Genomic DNA, 17,953 nt, shown 5'->3' with positions numbered 1-17,953 from the left:
CGGGCTCCCTAGTGGCGGATGCGGGGATCGAGGGTGGCGTAGGCCAGGTCGATCAGGAGGTTCATCAGGAAGATCGCCAGCGCCGTGACCATGATCGAGGCCAGCACCACGGTGAAGTCGCGCTGGAGGATGGAGTCGATCATCAGCTTGCCCACGCCGGGGAAGCCGAAGATCGTCTCGATCACCACCGCGCCGTTGAGGAGCGAGGCCGCCTGGTCGCCGATGACGGTGATGACGGGCAGCATGGCGTTCCGCAGCGCGTGGACGAAGATGATCTTGCGGGGCCGCAGCCCCTTGGCCCGCGCGGTCTTGACGTAGGGAGAGGACAGGGCCGAGATCATCGAGCCGCGCACGACCTGCACGATGAGCCCGAAGGGCCGGATGAACAGGACGGCGATGGGCAGGACCCAGTGCCAGGGCGTCCCCGTGCCCGAGGTGGGCAGCCAGCCCAGGCCCACGGCGAAGACGACGATGGCGACGATGGCGATCCAGAAGTCGGGCGCCGAGGCCGCCACCAGGGACAGGATGCCCGACACGCGGTCGAAGAAGCCCCCCACGCGGAAGGCGGCGAGCGAGCCCACGACGATGGCCGCCACCGTCACCAGCGCCATGGTGACGAGAGCGAGCTGGAGCGTCCAGACGAAGGCTTCGAGCACGACCTCGATGGCGGGGCGGGCCTTGCGGATGGAGTCGCCGAAATCGAGCCGCAGGAGGTCGCCCACGTAGCGGCCGAACTGGACGAGGAGGGGATCGTCGAGGCCGTAGATCTCTCGGAACCGCGCCCGCATCTCGTCGGTGGCGTCGAGCGGCAGGTAGAGGTCGGTGGGGTCGCCCGTCAGCCGCGACAGGAAGAACACGAGGACGACGAGCCCCACCAGCGAGACGAGGCTGGCCAAGGAGCGCTTTCGGATGAACGTCAGCATGGCGGGGCGTTCCCAGGGAAGGGCGGCGCGGGGGGAGGCCGTCCCCCCGCGCCCGGGGCGTCAGTTGCGGAAGCCGATCTCGGAGAGCTGGAGCTGCGAGTTGGTGGCGATGGTCGGCGTCCAGTCGATGGATTCGGCCACGCGGGCGAAGCCGACCATGTGGAACAGGAGCACGTCGGCCGCCACCTCGTCGTGGACGTAGGCCTGGAGCTCGGACCAGAGCTGGGCGCGCTCCTCGCCGGTGGCCGCCGAGGCGCGGGTGATGAGGTCGTCCGCCTTGGGGTCGGAGATGCCGGACTGCCGCCCCTCGGAGTGATACTTGAAGTAGGCCGAGAAGCTGGGGTCGCCCATGCGGTTGTCGTGCATCGCCGCGATGATGTAGGCGCCCCGGTCGGTCGGGTAGGGCTTGGAGTAGTAGACCTCGTGCTCGGCCACCTCGACCATCTGGAGCTCGACGGTGAAGCCCGCCTCCTGCATCATCTGCTGGATGGCCTCCATGACCTCGGTCACGTTCGGGAAGTTCGCGGTGCGGGCGAGGATGGTGATGGGCGTGTCCACCGCCACGCCGTCGGCGCGCGCCTCCTCCAGGAGCGCCTTGGCGCCCTCGGGGTCGTAGGCCGGCACGGGCACGTCGGGGTTCCAGCCCTGCGTGGTGGGCGGGTAGATCGCGGTCGCCAGCAGCGCGTCCTGCGGCACCAGCGTGCCGATGAAGGCCTCGCGGTCGATGGCCATGTTGATCGCCCGGCGCACGCGGATGTCGCTGACCGGCGCTTGGGAGGCGTCGAGCCGGAGGTAGACGGTCTCGGAGTTCAGGTAGGGGAAGTCCGTCGCCGGGTTGGTGGCGTCGTCCTGGCTGATGGTGGGGGCGATGTCGGCCTCCCCGGCCTCGACCATGGCGGCGCGCACGGCGGGGTCGGTGCGGACGACGTAGGTCGCCTGCGTGACCGCCGGGGCCGCGCCCCAGTAGCCGTCGCGGCGGGTCAGCACGATCTGCTGGCCGGGGCTCCATTCGGTGACGGCGTAGGGGCCGGTGCCCACGGGGTCGCGGACGAACTCGATGGGGGTCTCGGCCGGGACGATGGTCACGAGCGAGAGCAGCAGCGGCAGGATCGGCTGCACGGGATCGACCACGAAGTCGATCGTGTGGTCGTCCACCACGTTGGCCGTGACCGTCATCCCGCCGAAGTAGCGCGCGGATTCGCAGGTGATGGTGGGATCGAAGACCCGGTCGAACGAGTGCTTCACGTCCTGCGCGTCGAAGGCGGTGCCGTCCGAGAAGGTCACGCCCTGGCGGAGGTTGAAGCGCCAGCTCCCGTCCTCCCGCTGCTCCCACGATTCGGCGAGGCGGGGCATCAGGCCCCCGTCGCCGCGCACGTCGAGCTCGGTCAGCGTCTCGTTGACGTTGCCCAGGATCACGCGGCCGATGTTGGAGCGCGTGGCCATGCAGGGTTCGAGCACGTCCACCTCCTCGTTGAGCACGATGGTCACGGCCGTGTCGTCCTGCGCCCAGGCGGGGGTCAGGCTTGTGGCGAGCAGCAGGGCCCCCCAGGTCATCGTTCGTCCGAGCATCCGTCTTCCTCCCAGTTGACGATCAGAGATTGCTGGCGGTCCGGGCCGGGGCCGCGCGCGCCAGGCGCGAGGCCGCCAGGGCCGATCCGCAGATGATGGCCCCGCCCAGCCAGGTCGCGGGGCCGGCCACCTCGCCGAAGAACGCGTAGGCCATGGCGGCGACGAGGGGCAGCCGCAGGAAGTCCACCGGCGCCACGATGGAGGCGTCCGCGAGGCTGAAGGCGTGGGTCATGAAGGCCATGCAGGCCGCGCCGAGCACGCCCTGGAGGGCCAGGAGCCCGCCTTCCGATAGGCTGGGCGTGGTCCAGAACAGGAAGGAGGGCCCGAGGGCCATGGGCGCGGTCAGCAGCAGGTTCCACGCGACCAGCGTGTCGGTTCGGTCCCCGGACGACATGGACTTGAGCATGAGTTGGATGAGGGCGGTGAGCAGCGCGCCCACCAGGGCGAAGCCCAGCCCCGCCGCCGGCGGGCCGCCGCCCGGGCGGATCACGAGGAGCGCCCCCATGAGGCTGGCCAGCACGGCGAGGAACGCGACGGTCCCCGGCCGCTCCCCCAGAACCACGGCGGCGCCCATCACGACGAAGACCGGCGCGGTGAAGGCGATGGCCGTCACGTCGGTCAGAGGTCCCTGGGAGAAGGCCGCGAAGAAGGAGACCAGGGCAAGCAGCTTCAGCCCCGCCCGCAGCGCGTGCTGCCGCAGCGGATGGGCCGTCCGCAGCACGCCGGGCCGCAGGGCGATCCAGGGCAGGACGGCGAGCGCGCCGAAGGCCGCGCGGAAGAAGCCGATCACGAAGGGATGCACCGAGCCGCCGAGCGCCCGGACGATGGCCGCGTCGGCGGCGGCCAAGGCGGCGGCCACGGCCGCCAGACCCACCGCGTGGGCCACGGGCGCAGTTCTTCCCACGTCTCGGGTCAAAGGCTCCTCCGCTCCGGGCATCCTCCATGCCCGGCGGGCAGACCATGGGACAGGAGACCCCATCTTGTCAACACTTACGTCGCCTCGCCGGGGTCGCTATTCCAGATTCGGCATCAAGATAATGTTTCGTAACGCTTTTCCATCTCATAACCTCGACAAAGGCCAGCGATGTCATCAACTTCAACTTGACAACATGGCGAGGCTGTTGAACGTGCGGCCCATCCGCTGGAGGAGGAGCCCGGCATGGAACCCGACGACATCGCCGCCCGCATGACCGGCGCGCTGGTCCAGACGGACCCCGGCCGTCTTGAGGCCTTCCTGCCCTCGCCCAAGGTGCAGAACCACGCCGCCTTCCTGGCGTGGCTGCCGGACGGGGCGCTGGTCTGCGCCTGGTTCGGCGGCACGCTGGAGGGTAAGTCCGACATCTCGATCCACGCCTCGGTCCTGCCGCCGGGGGCCTCGGCCTGGGGGCCGGCCCAGCCGCTCAGCGGCGATCCGCAGCGGTCCGAGCAGAACCCGGTGGTCTTCACGGCGCCCGACGGCGGGCTGTGGCTGTTCCACACGGCCCAGCCTGCGGGCAACCAGGACGAATGCCGCATCCGCATGGCCCGCCTCCACCGCGATCCGGCGGACCCGACGCGGATCGCGGCGGAGGAGGGGCGGCTCCTCGACCTGCCGCTTGGCTGCTTCATCCGTGCGCCGGTGGTGGTGCGCGGGGACGGGGCCTGGCTCCTGCCGATCTTCCGCTGCGTCCAGCGGCCCGGCCAGAGGTGGAACGGCAGCCACGACGTGGCGGCGGTCGGCGTCTCCCTCGACGGGGGCGCGACCTGGGCGCTGGAGGAGGTGCCGGGCTCCATCGGCTCGGTCCACATGAGCCCCGTGCTCTTGGGCGACGGCCGCTACGCCGCCTTCTACCGCCGCCGGCAGGCCGACTTCGTCCACCGCTCCGAGAGCCTCGACGGCGGCCGAAGCTGGTCCGCGCCCGAGCCGACCGACGTTCCCAACAACAACTCCTCCCTCGCCGCGATCCGGCTCGCCTCGGGCGAGGTCGCGGTGATCTGCAACCCCGCCTCCGCCGCGACCTCCCCGGACCGCCGCGCCTCGCTCTACGACGAGCTGGGCGAGGACGACGCCCGGCCCGACGCCGACCCGGCCGGGGGCTGCGCGCCGGTCTGGGGCGTGCCCCGCGCGCCGGTGGCGGTCTGCCTGTCCTCGGACGGGGGGCGCAGCTTCCCGCGCCGGATCGTCATCGAGGACGGCCCCGGCACCTGCACGTCGAACGACTCCACCGACGGCCGCAACAAGGAGATGTCGTATCCCTGGCTCCTCGAAGGGCCGGATGGGGCGCTCCACATCGCCTACACCTACCACCGCCGCGCGATCAGATACGTCCGCCTCGCGCCCGGCTGGACCACAACCGGAGGCTCGGCATGAGCGACATCATCGGCATCACCATGGGCGACCCCGCCGGGGTCGGCCCCGAGATCTGCGTCCGCGCCCTGGCCGAGATGACCGAGGCCGACCGCGCCCGCACCCGCATCTACGGGAACCTTCCGACCCTGGAGGCGGTAAGGGCCGTGCTGGGGATCGAACTGGACCTGACGGGCCAAGTCGTGGACCTGCCGGTCGAGGGCGCCCCGCTGCCCTGGGGCCGCCTTTCCCCCGTCGCCGGCGACGCGGCCTTCCGCTTCATCGAGAAGGCCGTGCGCGACGCCGAGGCCGGGCGGATCGGCTGCCTCGTCACCGCGCCGATCAACAAGGAGGCGCTGAACGCCGCCGGCCACCACTACGACGGCCACACCGGGATGCTGCGGTCGCTCACAGAGTCCAAGGCGGCCTACATGCTGCTTGCCTCGGACCGGCTCAAGGTCATCCATGTCTCCACCCATGTCTCGCTGCGGGAGGCCATCGAGCGGCTGACGCCCGAGCGGGTGCTGGCGACGATACGCGCCGGGAACGCGCATCTGAAGCGGATCGGCATCATTGCGCCGCGCATCGCCGTCGCCGGCCTGAACCCGCATTGCGGCGAGAACGGCCTCTTCGGCACCGAGGACGACGAGAGGATCGCCCCGGCGGTCGCCGCCGCGCGGGCCGAGGGCATCGACGCCTTGGGGCCGATCTCGGCCGACACGGTGTTCCACCGCGCCTATTCGGGGGCCTTCGACCTCGTGGTGGCGCAATACCACGACCAGGGCCACATCCCGATCAAGCTCGTGGCCTTCGACACGGCAGTCAACGTGTCGGTCGAGCTGCCCATCGACCGCACCTCGGTCGATCACGGCACCGCCTTCGACATCGCGGGCAAGGGCCTCGCCGACCACGGCAACATGAACGCGGCCATCGCCTACGCCCGCAAGCTGGTCCAGGGGGGACGCGCCCAATGAGCTTCGCCATCGAAGGCGTCTACTGCGCCGCCGCCACCCCCCTGCGGGAGGACGGCACGCCCGACCTGCGGCTGTTCGGGGCCCACGCGCGGGCGCTCCTCGACGAAGGCTGCCACGGCGTCGCCCTCCTGGGCTCGACCGGCGAGGCCGCGAGCTTCGGCCTGCGCGAGCGGATGGACCTGCTCGAGGCGGCGCTGGAGGCGGGCGTCCCCGCCGACGCGCTCCTTCCCGGCACCTCGGTTCCCTCCGTGACCGACACGGTCGCGCTCACCCGCCATGCCGTGCAGGCGGGGGCCAGGGGCGTCGTGATGCTGCCGCCCTTCTACTACAAGGCCTTCTCGGACGAGGGGCTGTTCCGCTTCTACGCCCGCGTCATCGAGGGCGTGGGCGACGACCGGCTGCGCGTCCTGCTCTACCACATCCCCATGCTGACCGGCGTGCCGATCGGCCATTCGCTCATCGCCATGCTGCGCGAGGCCTTCCCCGACACGGTGGTCGGCATCAAGGACAGCGACGGCAAGATCGAGAACATGGAGGCCATGTCCGCCCGCTTCCCCGGTTTCGGCGTCCTCGCCGGGGCCGACCCGCTGCTGCTGCCCGTGCTGCAGGCCGGCGGGGCGGGCTGCATCACTGCCTCCTCGAACGTCGTCGCGCGCGAGCTGCGGGTGGTCTACGACCACTGGGACGACCCCGCGAAGTCCGAGGAGGTCAAGGCGGCGCAGGAGACCATCGTCGCCTGGCGCAACCTGACCAACGCCTATGTCCAGCTCCCCACCGTCAAGACCATGCTCGCCCGTCGGCGGGGCGACGGAGGCTGGCTCCACATCCATCCGCCCTTCACGCCGCTCTCCGAGCCCGAGCGCGAGAAGGTCTGGGCCGAGATGGCCCGTCTCGAAGCGCTCTGAGAAGGGGTCCCGCCATGTCCAAGTCCCGCATCATCACCCTGCACCAGCCCAAGCGGCTCGAGATCGGCGCGGGCGCCTCGGCCCGCGTCGGCGCCTGGGCCGAGGACGCCGCCCGCGTCTTCGTCCTGGCGACGCCGCACACCTCCGGCTTCGTGGACCGGCTGGGCCTCAGGGGCCGGGTCGCCGTCTTCGACGCCATCCCCGGCGAGCCCGACATCCCGACCTTCGAGGCGGCCCTGGCCGCCGCGCGCGAGGCCCGGCCCGACCTCGTGGTGGGTCTCGGCGGCGGGTCGGTCCTCGACGTGGCGAAGCTCGTGGCCGCTCTCTGGGACGGCGACCAGGGGCTTCGGGACGTGGCTGGCCCGAACCGCGTGGCCGGACGGCGCACGCGGCTGGCGCAGGTCGCCACCACGGCCGGCACGGGGTCCGAGGCGGGCATCCGCGCGCTCGTCACCGATCCGGGACAGGGCGCCAAGATCGCCGTGGAGAGCCCGCACCTCATCGCCGACCTTGCGGTGCTGGACCCCGAGCTGACCTATTCCGTTCCGCCCGCGGTGACGGCAGCGACGGGGATCGACGCCATGGCCCATTGCGTCGAGGCCTTCACCAACGTGAACGCCCATCCGGTGATCGACGGCTTCGCCCGCATGGGCATCGACCTCGTGGGCCGCTTTCTCGCCCGCGCCGTCGCCGACGGCTCGGACACCCAGGCGCGCGAGGGCATGATGCTGGCCTCCTTCTACGGCGGGATCTGCCTCGGTCCGGTCAACACGGCGGCGGGCCACGCGCTCGCCTATCCGTTGGGCACGCTCCTGCACCTGCCGCACGGCCTCGCCAACGCGATCATCTTCCCGCACGTCCTGGCCTACAACGAGCCCGTCGCCCCCGCAAAGACCGCCGAGATCGTCCGCGCCCTCGGCCTCGTGGAGCGGACCGCCGACGAGGACCTGCTCCGGGCCGCGCACGGCTTCTGCGCCCGGCTCGGCGTCGAGATGAGCCTCAAGGCCCACGGCGCGACCGAGGGCCAGCTTCCCCGCTTCGCCCGCGACGCCCACGGCATCCGCCGCCTGATGGACAACAACCCCCGCGACATGAGCGAGGGCGACGTCCTCTCCATCTACCAGGCCGCGTTCTGAGCCTACTCGGCGACCATCTCGCCCTCGGCGGGACGCCGGCGCTCGAACAGGCGTTCGCGCGAGCCCGTCAGGTGGCTCCGCATCAGGTCGCGCGCCCGGACCCCGTCGCGGGCGCGGATCGCCTCGAAGATCGCGGCGTGCTCCCCGAACACGCGGGACAGGCCTGTGCTGTCGCGCTTCACCGAGATGCCGTGGAAGCGCATCCCGACCGCGATGTGGTCCTTGAGCGCCTCCAGCGCGGTCGAGAAGTAGGTGTTCTCCGCCGCCAGCGCGATGGCGAGGTGGAACTCGAAGTCGGCGTCCTCGCGGTGCGACTGCCGGTTGGTGGCGTCGCGCAGCATCTCCAGCGCGGCCTCGATGGGGGCCAGCGTCGCAGGCCGGTGCCGCTCGGCCGCGAGCGCCGCCCCTTCGGGCTCCAGCGTCAGGCGGAACTCGTAGCAGTTGAGCAGGTCGGACACGTTCTCCAGCTGCCCGAAGCCCAGGGGCTGCTTGAGACCGATGGAGCGGACGAAGCTCCCCGCGCCCTGCCGCGAATAGATCAGCCCCTGCTCGCGCAGGCGGCGCAGCGCCTCGCGCACGATGGGGCGCGACACCTCGAACTCGGCGGACAGCTCGTGCTCGGTGGGCAGGCGCTCGTCCGGCTTGTAGGCGCCGGACTTGATGGCCCGGTGCATCCGGTCGAACACCACGTCGGCGAGGCTCTTTCGGCCCAGGCCGTCGGCTGCGGGACTCACTGGCTCGCCCCCCCGATCAGGTCGGCCACGCGCGCGAGCGTCCCGGCGTCGCCGAAGCCGCCGGACTTGGCGACGACCGTGAGATCGCCCGACCGACCGACCGGAAGGCCGGGCAGGCACTCGCCCAGCAGGCTCAGGCGGTCGATGCCCAGGGCGGCGAGCACGGCCTCGGCCGTGGCGCCGCCGGTCAGGAGCAGCGTGCCGCAGCAGGCCGGGACGAGCGGCGGCAGATGCCGGGCCAGGTTGGCCGCGACAGCAGCGGGCGGGAGCGCGCGATCCCCCGGCACGGCCTGGACCAGCACAAGGTCCGCCTCCGCCGCGAGGATCGCCTGCGCGTCGAAGACCCCGTTGGGCGCGGCCACGTGGAGAACCCCGGCCCGGTCCCGCAGGGCCTCGACCTGCGCCAGCGTGATCGGGTCTCGCGAGCCGACGACGAAAAGCCCCCTCGGACCGGCCAGGGCGGGCGCGACCGGCTCCCTGGTCCCCGTCTCCCGTCGCGCCAGCGCCTCGGCCAGCCCGCGCGCGCCGACCAGCAGGTCGAGGCCCCCTGCCCCGTCGAGCGCCGCCCGCATCTCCTCGTCGCTGCCCACGTCCGGGATCGTGCACCGCTCCGCGAAGCGGCCCAGGGCCGGCGCGACCGGGATCGATCCATCGACGCCGAAGCCCGTCACGGCCCCGTTCCTCACGACCCGTCCGAAATCGACGATCGCCGGGACCACCAGCGCGCGGGAGAAGGCCAGCGCCGATAGTTCCGCCTCGATGTTCCCCTTCAGGCGCGAGTCGATCTTCTTGAAGATGCGCGTTCCCGGCGGCAGCGCGGCCGCCGCGCGGGCGGTCGCGGCCCTGGCCTCCTCGGCCGTCAGCTCGCGCGAGCGGGTGCTGACGGAGACGACCTCCGCCCCCTGCGCGCAGGCGCCCGCGGTGGCGCCCGGCCACAGGGCGACCTCCACCCGGCAGCCGCGCGCCGCGAACGGCGCCGCCGAATCGAGCGCCCCGGTTAGATCGTCGGCCAGGATGGCTAGCTGCACCGTCAAAGGCTTGGCCCCAAGCAGGATGTCATTCGCTTTTCCCGCCCATCATCAAGGGTGGAGCCCGACGATACAAGGGGATGCGGGCGGGATCGCATCATGGCTGACAAAGCGATGACAAATCCGGCCGGGCGGGGCGGCCTCGATCGCGCGGCCGGGCCCCATGCCGGTCCGAGCCCGGACCGGCGGCGGCGAGGCCTGCCGGCCATCGGGCCTGGACGGACGGGCGGGATGGGACGGCAGGGCCGCGCGCCGCGCACGGCTGCGTTCCCTCCTCAGCGACCGCAGGCCCGGTCGGTGCCCCGGGAGGGATCAGACGGGTTCGCCCGGCGGTCCGGGCTCCGAGACCAGATGGCCGTCCCCGACATCGCGGAGGCGCAGACGGCGCGGCGGGTCGTCCCGGCGGCGCACGGGGCTTGGCACCTCGGAGGCCAGCCGGTCGCGCGGGGGACGGACATGGGTCGGGTCGGGAACGGGCACCGCCTCGATCAGGCGGCGGGTGTAGGGGTGGCGGGGGTCGCCGAAGACCTGCGCGCGGGTGCCCATCTCCAGGATCTGCCCGAGGAACATCACCGCCACGCGGTCGGCGATGGAATCGACCACCGCCATGTCGTGCGAGATGAACAGGAAGGACACGCCCATGTCGTCCTGCAACTCGCGCAGGAGGGCCAGCACGCGCGCCTGCACCGACACGTCGAGCGCCGACACGCTCTCGTCGGCGACGATCAGCCGGGGGCGGAGCGCCAGGGCGCGGGCGATGCAGACGCGCTGCCGCTGCCCGCCCGAGAACTCGTGCGGGTAGCGGTCGAGCTGGGTCCGCGACAGGCCCACGCGCTCGAAGAGGGATTCGACGGTCGCGCGCCGTTCGTCGCGGGTGCCGATGCCGTGGATGACCAGCGGCTCGGCCACGAGGTCGCCGACGCGCATCCGGGGGTCGAGCGCAGCGGCGGGGTCCTGGAAGACGATCTGCGCGTCGCGGCGCACGGCGCGGGTCACGTCCCCCTGCCCTCGCAGCTCGTGGCCCGCGAGGTCGATCCCGCCCGCGAAGGGCACGAGGCCGGCGATGGCCCTGGCGATGGTAGACTTGCCGCAGCCGGATTCGCCCACCAGCGCGAAGGTCTCGGCCGCGCGGATGTCGAAGGACACGCCCTCGACGGCGTGGACGCGGTGGGTGGGCCGCCCGAGGAGCCCGCGCCCGATGTCGAAGCGCACCGTGAGGTCGCGCAAGGTGCAGACCGGCGGCGCGGACGGGAGCGCGGGCGCGTCGGCGGGCACGTCGGCGGGCGGGCGCGTCCCCATGCGGGGCACGGCGGCGAGGAGCGCGCGGGTGTAGGGCTGGCGCGGCGCGGCGAAGATGCGGGCGACGGGGCCCTCCTCGACCAGGCGGCCGTCCTTCATCACGACCACGCGGTCGGCCATCTCGGCCACCACGCCCATGTCGTGGGTGATGAGGACCAGGGCCGTCCCCGTCTCGCGCCGAAGCTCGCGCAGGAGGTCCAGCACCTCGCGCTGCACGGTCACGTCGAGCGCGGTCGTCGGCTCGTCGGCGATGAGGACGTCCGGCTTCAGCGCCAGCGCCATGGCGATCATCACCCGCTGGCGCATCCCGCCGGACAGCTCGTGGGGGTATTGGTCGAGCCGCCGCTCGGGCTCGGACAGCCGGACGGCGCGCAGGGCGTCGAGAGCCCGCGCACGGGCCGCGCGGCGGGGCAGCGGCGCGTGGGCCCGGATCGCCTCGGCCAGTTGCGCGCCCACGGTCATCACCGGGTTGAGCGAGGTCATCGGCTCCTGGAAGATCATGGCGACGCGGTCGCCCCGGATGGCGCGCATCCGCGATTCGGGGAGCCGCAGGAGGTCGGTGGCCCCGAGCCGCACCGTTCCCGCCGTGGCCCGGACGTTCGCGGGCAGCAGCCCCATGACGGCGAGCGAGGTGATGGACTTGCCCGACCCGGATTCGCCGGCGATGGCCAGCGTCTCTCCGCGCCGCAGCGCGAAGGAGATGCCCTGGACGAGGGGGCGCGATCCGCCCTCGGTGGCGACCGACACCGACAGCCCCTCGACCGAGAGGACCGGGGCGCCGTCCGGGGCCTGGGCGGCCCCGGAACGGAGGGGTTCGGCGAGGCTCACTCGAAGACCATGCGGGGGAAGTAGAAGGAGACGACCCAGTTCGGCGCGTCCACGACCTCGGATATCCGCAGGTCGCCGCAGACCGAGCAGAGCATGTAGGCCTCCTCGGGCTGCATCCCCTTGGTGGCGCAGAGGTGGTCGATCATGTTCGCCACCGCGTCCCGCGCCCCGGCCATGAGGTCCGGGCCGATGCCGGTCGTGACTTCGTAGCCCTTGGCGTCGAGGTGGCGCGTCACCGGGCCGCTGGTGACGAACCGGGGCGTCCGCAGGTTCGCGCCCTTCACGAGGTCGAGCGTCAGCACCACGTCCATCGGGCTTTCGATGGCGGTGCCGCAGACCTCGCCGTCGCCCTGCGCCGCGTGGGTGTCGCCCACGGAGAACAGCGCGCCCGCCACCTCGACCGGGAGGTAGAGCGTGGTGCCCACCCCCATGTCGCGGATGTCGAGGTTGCCGCCCACCCGGCGGGGCGGGACCACCGAATGGAGCCCGGGCTCGGCGGGCGCGTTGCCGATGGTGCCGGTGAAGGGCTTGAGCGGGATGCGCGCCTGGGTTCCCCACAGGGCGGGTGCGAGGGTCTCGGCGTCGTATTTCCAGACGATCAGCGCCGGGTCGGCGAACTGGTCGGCCAGCAGCCCGAAGCCGGGGATGTTCGCCGTCCAGCCCCAGGCCGTCCCCTCGCGGAGCTGCGGAGCGAAGGAGTCGAGCGTCACCTTGATCGCGTCGCCGGGCTCGGCCCCCTCAACCCAGATCGGCCCGGAGACCGGGTTGATCTTGCCGAAGTCGAGGTCGACCACGTCCTGAAGGGTGGAGGAGGGCCCGAGCTGGCCCGCCGAGCTGTCGTGGCAGTGGAACAGGATGGTCGATCCGGGGGCCACCCTCTCGGCCGGGACAAGCGAGTTGTCCCAGCCGAAATGGTGCTGGCGGCCATGGATCGTGTAGTCGCAGGCCTTGCACATGATGCTTACTCGGTCACGTAGACGTAATCGTAGTTCACCGGGATCGACACCGGGTCGACATAGAGCGCGTCGGCCCCGCCCATGCGCGGCGATTTCATGGTGTAGCGCTCCTCGTTGAAGACGGGGGCCCAGGCGGCATCCTCCATCACCTTCATGTAGATGTCGGACCACATCTGGAGCCGGTCCCCGGCCATGGCGGGGTCGGACAGGGAGTCGGCCTGGGTCGCCATGGCGTCCAGTTCCTCGTTGCAGTACTTCGACCAGTTCCAGCCGCCCTCCACGGCGCCGGCGCAGCCGAGGATCGGGTAGTAGAAGTTCGCCGGGTCCGGGAAGTCGGCGATCCAGGCCATGCCGCCCGACCAGATCATCGGCGCCGTGCCCGCGCCCCCGGCCTCGATGACGTTGGCCTGGGCGAGCGACTGGATGGAGGCGTCGATGCCCACCGCCGCGAGGTCCTGCTGGATCGCCTGGGCGATGCGCGGGTTCGGGTCGGTGTTCATCACGTAAAGCTCGGTCTCGAAGCCGTCGGGTACGCCCGCCTGCGCGAGCAGCGCCTTGGCCCCTTCGGGATCGAAGGCGTAGCCCTCGTGGCCCTCGGTGTAGCCCGGCATCGTCGGCGGCAGCGGCTGGTTCGCCGGGACGGCGCGGCCGTTGATGATCTGGGTGATGCGGTCCTTGTTGATCGCCATGTTGACGGCGCGGCGCACGTCCACGTTGTCGAAGGGCGGCTGCGTCACGTTCATGGTGATGTAGCCGGTGTGGAGCTGGCCGCCCTGCACCACGCGGGCCGCCTGCTCGGGGTCGGCCATGACCTCCTGGAACTTGGCGGGCGGGATGCCGTCGCCGGGGACGTCCACCTCGCCGTTCTGGAGGCGAAGGAGCGCCACGACAGGCTCCTGCCCGACCTCGAAGGTGATGGCGTCCAGATAGGGGATGCCCTCGCGCCAGTAGTCGGGGTTCTTCTCGAACACGAGCCGCTGGCCCAGGGTCCATTCGGCGAGTCGGTAGGCTCCCGTCCCCACCGGCTGCCGGCCGAAGTCCTCGCCCGCCGCCGCGACGGCCTCCTGCGGGACCACGGAGGCGAAGTTGAGCGCCATGACGTGCAGGAAGGTGGCGTCGGGGCGCGAGAGCCGGACCTGCACGGTCAGCGGATCGACGGCGGTGACGCCCGAGAGGGTCTCGGCCTCGCCCGCCATGCGGGCGTCGAAGCCCTCGATCATGCCGAAGAAGCCCGCGCCGGGGGATTGCGTCGCCGGGTCGGTGACGCGGTTCAGCGAATAGGCCACGTCCTCGGCGGTCATCTCGCGGCCGTTGTGGAAGGTCACGCCGGGGCGGAGATGAAAGGTGTAGGTGAGGCCGTCCTCGCTGATCTCGTAGCGTTCGGCGAGGCCGGGGCGCAGGTCGGTGGTGCCGGGCACGTAGTCCATGAGGCCGTCGAACAGCGACTTGATCATCGACCAGTTCTGCCAGTCGTAGCCGATGGCCGGGTCGAGCGTCGCCACGTCGTCCTTGTAGGTGACGGTGATCGTGCCGCCGGGCGTGGCGGCCGGGTCGGGCTGGTAGGGGTCCGTCGCTTGGGCGAGGGCCGGGGCCGCGAGGGCCGCCAGCAGCGCGGAGGAGGCGAGGAGTCGTTTCATTGGTCTCTCCCGTGTTGGTCGTTCAGCGAGGTCGAATTCAGCGAAGTCGGATTCGGGGGTCGATCAGCGGCGCGACGAGGTCGGCCAGCAGGTTCCCGAGCACGATGGCCACGGCGGACACCAGCGTGACCCCCATGATGATCGGGATGTCCACGCGCTGGATCGCCTGCCAGGCGAGCTGGCCGATGCCGGGCCAGCCGAAGACGCTCTCGACCACGACGATGCCGCCCATGAAGATGCCGATGTCGATGCCGATCATGGCGATCACCGGCAGGACGGCGTTGGGCAGCGCATGGCGCAGGATGACCCGCCGGCGCGTCAGGCCCTTGGCGCGGGCGGTGCGGACGAAGTCCTGCCGCAGCACCTCGACCATGCTCGACCGCATCATCCGCGAATACCACCCCGCCCCGAGAATGCCGAGCGTCAGCGAGGGCAGCACCAGATGCGCGAAGGTGCCGTAGCCGCCGATGGGGAACCACCCCAGCCGCACCGCGAAGACGTAGAGCATCAGCAGCCCCACCACGAACTGCGGGGCCGAGACTCCGACGAAGCTCGCGATCATCAGGCCATTGTCGGCCGCCGTCCCCCGGCGCAGCGCCGCGACGACGCCCATGGTCAGGCCCAGCGCCAGCTCGCAGGCGATGGCCCCCGCCATGAGGAGCAGGGTCGGGGGCAGCCGCGCCCAGATCAGCTCGGACACCTCGCTCCGCTGGAGGTAGCTGCGGCCGAGGTCGAGATGCAGGAGGTTCCAGAGGTAGCGCCCGTATTGCACCCAGAAGGGCTGGTCGAGCCCGAGCTGGCGACGGATCGACTCCACCGTCTCGGGCGTGGCGGACCGCCCCGCGATCTGCCGCACCGGGTCGGCGGGCAGGACATAGAGCAGGAAGAAGGTAACGAGGCTGACGCCCAGCAGGATCAGAGCCGCCCCGCCCAGCCGCCGGATCAGGTAGGCCGCCATCAGCCGCGCCCCTTCTGCGTCGGGTCGAGCACGTCGCGCAACGCGTCCCCCACCAGGTTGAAGGCCAGCGCCAGGAGCAGGATCGCCGCGCCGGGGAAGGCCACGAGCCAGGGCGCGGCCTGGAAGTAGGTCTGGTTCTCGAAGATGATGTTCCCCCAGGAGGGCTCGGGCGGCTGCACGCCGATGCCGAGGAAGGACAGCGTCGCCTCCAGCAGCACCGTGGTCGAGATGCCGAGCGTGCCCCAGACGATGATGGTGGGGACGAGGTGCGGCAGGACGTGGCGGAACAGGATGCGCCCGTGCCCCGCGCCGATCGCCCTCTCGGCGGCGATGAAGTCGCGTTCCGCCAGCGAGGTCGTCTCGGTGTAGAGGACGCGGGCGACCTGCACCCAGTTCACCAGCGCGATCACCAGCGCCACGATCCAGAGCGAGGGCGTGAAGATCGCCGCGAGGCAGATTGCCAGCAGCAGCGCCGGGAAGGCCATCATCAGGTCGGTGAAGCGCATGAGAAGGCTGCCGATCCAGCCGCGGAAGTAGCCCGCCGTGACGCCGACCAGCGTTCCGATGAGCAACGCCATGCCGTTCGCCGCCACCCCGATCACGAGGGAGGTCCGCGCGCCCCAAAGAATGCGCGTCAGCAGGTCCCGCCCGAGGAGGTCCGTGCCCAGCGGGAACATCCCTCCGGGCGGCATCGGAGCGCCCTCCAGCGTCAGCCCCTCGAAGAGCTGCTCGTCCCGGCCGAAGGGCGCGATCCAGGGCGCGGCCACCGCCGCCGCCACGGTGACGACGATGACGAGGAGGCCCAGGAGCGCCAGCGGCCTCCGCGCGAGGCGGCCCAGGGCCGTGCGCCGGCGCGGCTCAGGAAGGACGGCGTCGGACACGGAGCCCCTCCCCCTTGGCCACCAGGCGGGCGGCGGCCTCCTCGATGGTGACGCGCCAGCCCATCGCCAGCCGGCGCAGCTCGGCGTAGGCGGCCTCGTCGTCCTGCCCGGCGGAGAGGATCGTGACCGCCCGCACCACCGTCTGCCGTTCGGCCAGCCGCCCGCGCAGCCCCTCGATCTCCGATCCCAGCGCGCGCCGCGCCTCGAACCCCGCCCGCGCGATGAGGAGCGCGCTGTACGCGCCCCCGTCGCCCACCGGCTTGAGGATCTGCGCGTCCGCGCCCATCCCCAGCGCCCATTCGATCCGCCCCGGCGTCTCGGACCCGATCAGCGCGATCATGGGCATGGGCGCCTGCCCGGGCTTCCAGGGGAACTGCCCGTCATGGCCAGGGTCCACGTCGAAGAACACGAAGTCGGCGGCCAGAGCCGCCGCCGGCAGGTCGGGCCAATGCGCCTCGGCCGAAAGGCCGATGGCCGCAAGCTGGCGGGCCAGCGCCGGCACGGTCGCGTGAGGGCGGTGCAGGATCAGCGCCCGGGCGCCGCCCAGGTCGGGAACGCGCAGCCGCCTCATCGCGCCACCGCCAGCCGGTCGCGGGGACTCAGCCGCTCGCGCCGTGCGAGGTAGGGGTCCGGGGCCACCGCCGCCTGCCGCTCCTGCACGCGGAAGGCGCCGCCCTCGACCCGCGCGATCAGCACGGGGAGCGTGGCGTGGTGGGTCGCCGGGTCGATGGAGAGCGCCCCGCCCGGCCCCGCCAGCAGCGCGTCGAGCGGCGCGTCGGGATCGCGCGCCAGCCGCTCCGCCAGGAAATGCACCGCCGCGTGGGCCGCCGCCTCGAAGGACGACCCCGGCCCTTCCGCGCCCTCGCGGAAATACGGTCCCGCCGCGATCAGCCCCTCGGCCGCCGCGCCCAGGGCCGGCAGTTCGCATTCCGTCAGGTTGCAGCTCAGGATCGGCACGCCCCCGCCTCCGTCGGCCATCGCGGTCAGGAAGGCGTGCGACGACGCCCCCACGAGGTTGTTGAGCACGAAGTCCGGCCGGGTCGCCCGGATCTCGGCCACCATCCGGCCCACGTCGGCGTCGCCCATGGCGAGGTAGCGTTCGGCCAGCACCTCGCCCCCGGCCTCGCCGATGAGGTCGCGGGCGACGCGGTTCACCTCCCAGCCCCAGATGTAGTTGGAGCCCGTCAGGAACCCCCGTCGCCCGAAGTGCGGGAAGGCCCAGCGCAGGAGCGGCACGAGATGCTGGTTGGGGCAGGCGTGGGCATAGACGACCTGGCTCGACGCCTCGAACCCTTCGTAGGGGCAGGGATACCAGAGGATGCCGCCCATCCTCTCCAGGGTCGGGATGACCTCCTTCCGGCTCCAGGAGGTGACGCAGCCCACGACGTGCCGGGCGCCCCCGGACAGGACCTCGGCGCAGAGCGGGGCGTAGGCGTCGGCCTCCCCTGCCGGATCGCGCTCCACGGGAACCAGCGCGAGGCCGAGCGCCGGGTCGGCGTTGACCTCCTCCGCGGCCCGGAGAGCCCCTAGGCGGCAAGCCTCGGAAAGGAGGCGGTAGCTGCCGGAGCGGGAGAACAGGAGGCCGATCTCGACGTGGCGCATGGGGGTTCCAGAACAGGAAAGCCCCGCGTCACGTCCTCCCGGAGGAGGGCGCGGCGCGAGGCTCGGATGCCGTTCGGGCGAGGCCCGGTATGTGTGCGCCCATTGACCGGATCGACGGAACCGGCGTCAAGGCCCGTTCCACCCTCCCGCGCCGAGGCTCGCCCCCGCCTGCCCCGTCCGAGGCACCCTGCCTAGTA

At 71.9% G+C, this 17,953-nt stretch carries 16 protein-coding genes; 4 read left to right on the top strand and 12 right to left on the bottom strand.

All coding sequences use genetic code 11. From position 1 onward, the window contains the following. Positions 1–8: 8 nt before the first annotated feature. Genes J2Z33_RS10780 through J2Z33_RS10770 form a run of 3 tightly spaced genes read right to left on the bottom strand, consistent with a single transcriptional unit; the run spans position 9 to position 3,378 of the window. Positions 9–923, bottom strand: a complete 915-nt coding sequence (locus J2Z33_RS10780) for an ABC transporter permease (RefSeq protein ID WP_209840690.1) — start codon at positions 921–923, stop codon at positions 9–11. A 60-nt stretch (positions 924–983) separates the two neighbouring features. Continuing rightward, entirely contained in the window at positions 984–2,477 is a 1,494-nt protein-coding gene (locus J2Z33_RS10775) for an ABC transporter substrate-binding protein (protein WP_245218768.1), read from the bottom strand. A gap of 37 nt (positions 2,478–2,514) precedes the next feature. Next, positions 2,515–3,378 carry a DMT family transporter gene (locus tag J2Z33_RS10770; protein WP_342454168.1) on the bottom strand — a complete coding sequence of 288 codons (864 nt, stop codon included), beginning with the start codon at positions 3,376–3,378 and terminating at the stop codon, positions 2,515–2,517. 273 nt (positions 3,379–3,651) lie between these two features. Here J2Z33_RS10770 and J2Z33_RS10765 point away from each other — a divergent pair, with 273 nt between their 5' ends. Genes J2Z33_RS10765 through J2Z33_RS10750 form a run of 4 tightly spaced genes read left to right on the top strand, consistent with a single transcriptional unit; the run spans position 3,652 to position 7,833 of the window. Then, positions 3,652–4,842, top strand: a complete 1,191-nt coding sequence (locus J2Z33_RS10765) for a sialidase family protein (RefSeq protein ID WP_209840687.1) — start codon at positions 3,652–3,654, stop codon at positions 4,840–4,842. Continuing rightward, positions 4,839–5,792: a 4-hydroxythreonine-4-phosphate dehydrogenase PdxA gene (gene pdxA, locus J2Z33_RS10760; protein ID WP_209840686.1), complete on the top strand. Its 954-nt coding sequence runs from the start codon at positions 4,839–4,841 to the stop codon at positions 5,790–5,792. Before J2Z33_RS10765 ends, pdxA begins: the two co-directional genes overlap by 4 nt. Beyond that, positions 5,789–6,697 carry a dihydrodipicolinate synthase family protein gene (locus tag J2Z33_RS10755; protein WP_209840685.1) on the top strand — a complete coding sequence of 303 codons (909 nt, stop codon included), beginning with the start codon at positions 5,789–5,791 and terminating at the stop codon, positions 6,695–6,697. The genes pdxA and J2Z33_RS10755 overlap by 4 nt, the downstream gene beginning before the upstream one ends. Positions 6,698–6,711: 14 nt before the next feature. Beyond that, a complete protein-coding gene (locus J2Z33_RS10750) occupies positions 6,712–7,833 on the top strand; it encodes an iron-containing alcohol dehydrogenase (protein WP_209840684.1) in 1,122 nt (373 codons plus the stop codon). Positions 7,834–7,835: 2 nt separating this feature from the next. Here the strand turns inward: J2Z33_RS10750 and J2Z33_RS10745 are convergent, their stop codons facing one another. The 9 genes from J2Z33_RS10745 to J2Z33_RS10705 all read right to left on the bottom strand — a co-directional run bounded on the left by J2Z33_RS10745 (position 7,836) and on the right by J2Z33_RS10705 (position 17,756). Then, positions 7,836–8,567, bottom strand: coding sequence for a FadR/GntR family transcriptional regulator (locus J2Z33_RS10745; protein ID WP_342454167.1), 732 nt, complete (start codon positions 8,565–8,567; stop codon positions 7,836–7,838). After that, positions 8,564–9,595: a four-carbon acid sugar kinase family protein gene (locus J2Z33_RS10740; RefSeq protein WP_209840682.1), complete on the bottom strand. Its 1,032-nt coding sequence runs from the start codon at positions 9,593–9,595 to the stop codon at positions 8,564–8,566. Before J2Z33_RS10740 ends, J2Z33_RS10745 begins: the two co-directional genes overlap by 4 nt. A gap of 312 nt (positions 9,596–9,907) precedes the next feature. Further along, complete coding sequence (locus J2Z33_RS10735) at positions 9,908–11,722, bottom strand: ABC transporter ATP-binding protein (RefSeq protein ID WP_209840680.1); 1,815 nt, start codon at positions 11,720–11,722, stop codon at positions 9,908–9,910. Further along, positions 11,719–12,678, bottom strand: a complete 960-nt coding sequence (locus J2Z33_RS10730; RefSeq protein WP_209840678.1) for an acetamidase/formamidase family protein — start codon at positions 12,676–12,678, stop codon at positions 11,719–11,721. Before J2Z33_RS10730 ends, J2Z33_RS10735 begins: the two co-directional genes overlap by 4 nt. A gap of 5 nt (positions 12,679–12,683) precedes the next feature. Further along, the gene (locus J2Z33_RS10725; RefSeq protein ID WP_209840676.1) at positions 12,684–14,315 is read right to left on the bottom strand and encodes an ABC transporter substrate-binding protein; all 1,632 of its coding nucleotides are present in this window, start codon (positions 14,313–14,315) and stop codon (positions 12,684–12,686) included. Between the two features lie 37 nt (positions 14,316–14,352). Continuing rightward, positions 14,353–15,273 carry an ABC transporter permease gene (locus J2Z33_RS10720; RefSeq protein ID WP_209840674.1) on the bottom strand — a complete coding sequence of 307 codons (921 nt, stop codon included), beginning with the start codon at positions 15,271–15,273 and terminating at the stop codon, positions 14,353–14,355. Further along, positions 15,273–16,154, bottom strand: a complete 882-nt coding sequence (locus J2Z33_RS10715) for an ABC transporter permease (RefSeq protein ID WP_209840672.1) — start codon at positions 16,152–16,154, stop codon at positions 15,273–15,275. Before J2Z33_RS10715 ends, J2Z33_RS10720 begins: the two co-directional genes overlap by 1 nt. Further along, positions 16,132–16,725, bottom strand: a complete 594-nt coding sequence (locus J2Z33_RS10710) for an ANTAR domain-containing response regulator (RefSeq protein WP_209840671.1) — start codon at positions 16,723–16,725, stop codon at positions 16,132–16,134. The genes J2Z33_RS10715 and J2Z33_RS10710 overlap by 23 nt, the downstream gene beginning before the upstream one ends. Continuing rightward, a complete protein-coding gene (locus J2Z33_RS10705) occupies positions 16,722–17,756 on the bottom strand; it encodes a transporter substrate-binding protein (protein ID WP_209840669.1) in 1,035 nt (344 codons plus the stop codon). The genes J2Z33_RS10710 and J2Z33_RS10705 overlap by 4 nt, the downstream gene beginning before the upstream one ends. Positions 17,757–17,953: the final 197 nt, after the last annotated feature.

The sequence above is a fragment of the Rubellimicrobium aerolatum genome (assembly GCF_017872975.1).
GTDB classification, from domain to species: domain Bacteria; phylum Pseudomonadota; class Alphaproteobacteria; order Rhodobacterales; family Rhodobacteraceae; genus Rubellimicrobium; species Rubellimicrobium aerolatum.
This window is presented reverse-complemented; position numbering and strand designations above follow the sequence as displayed.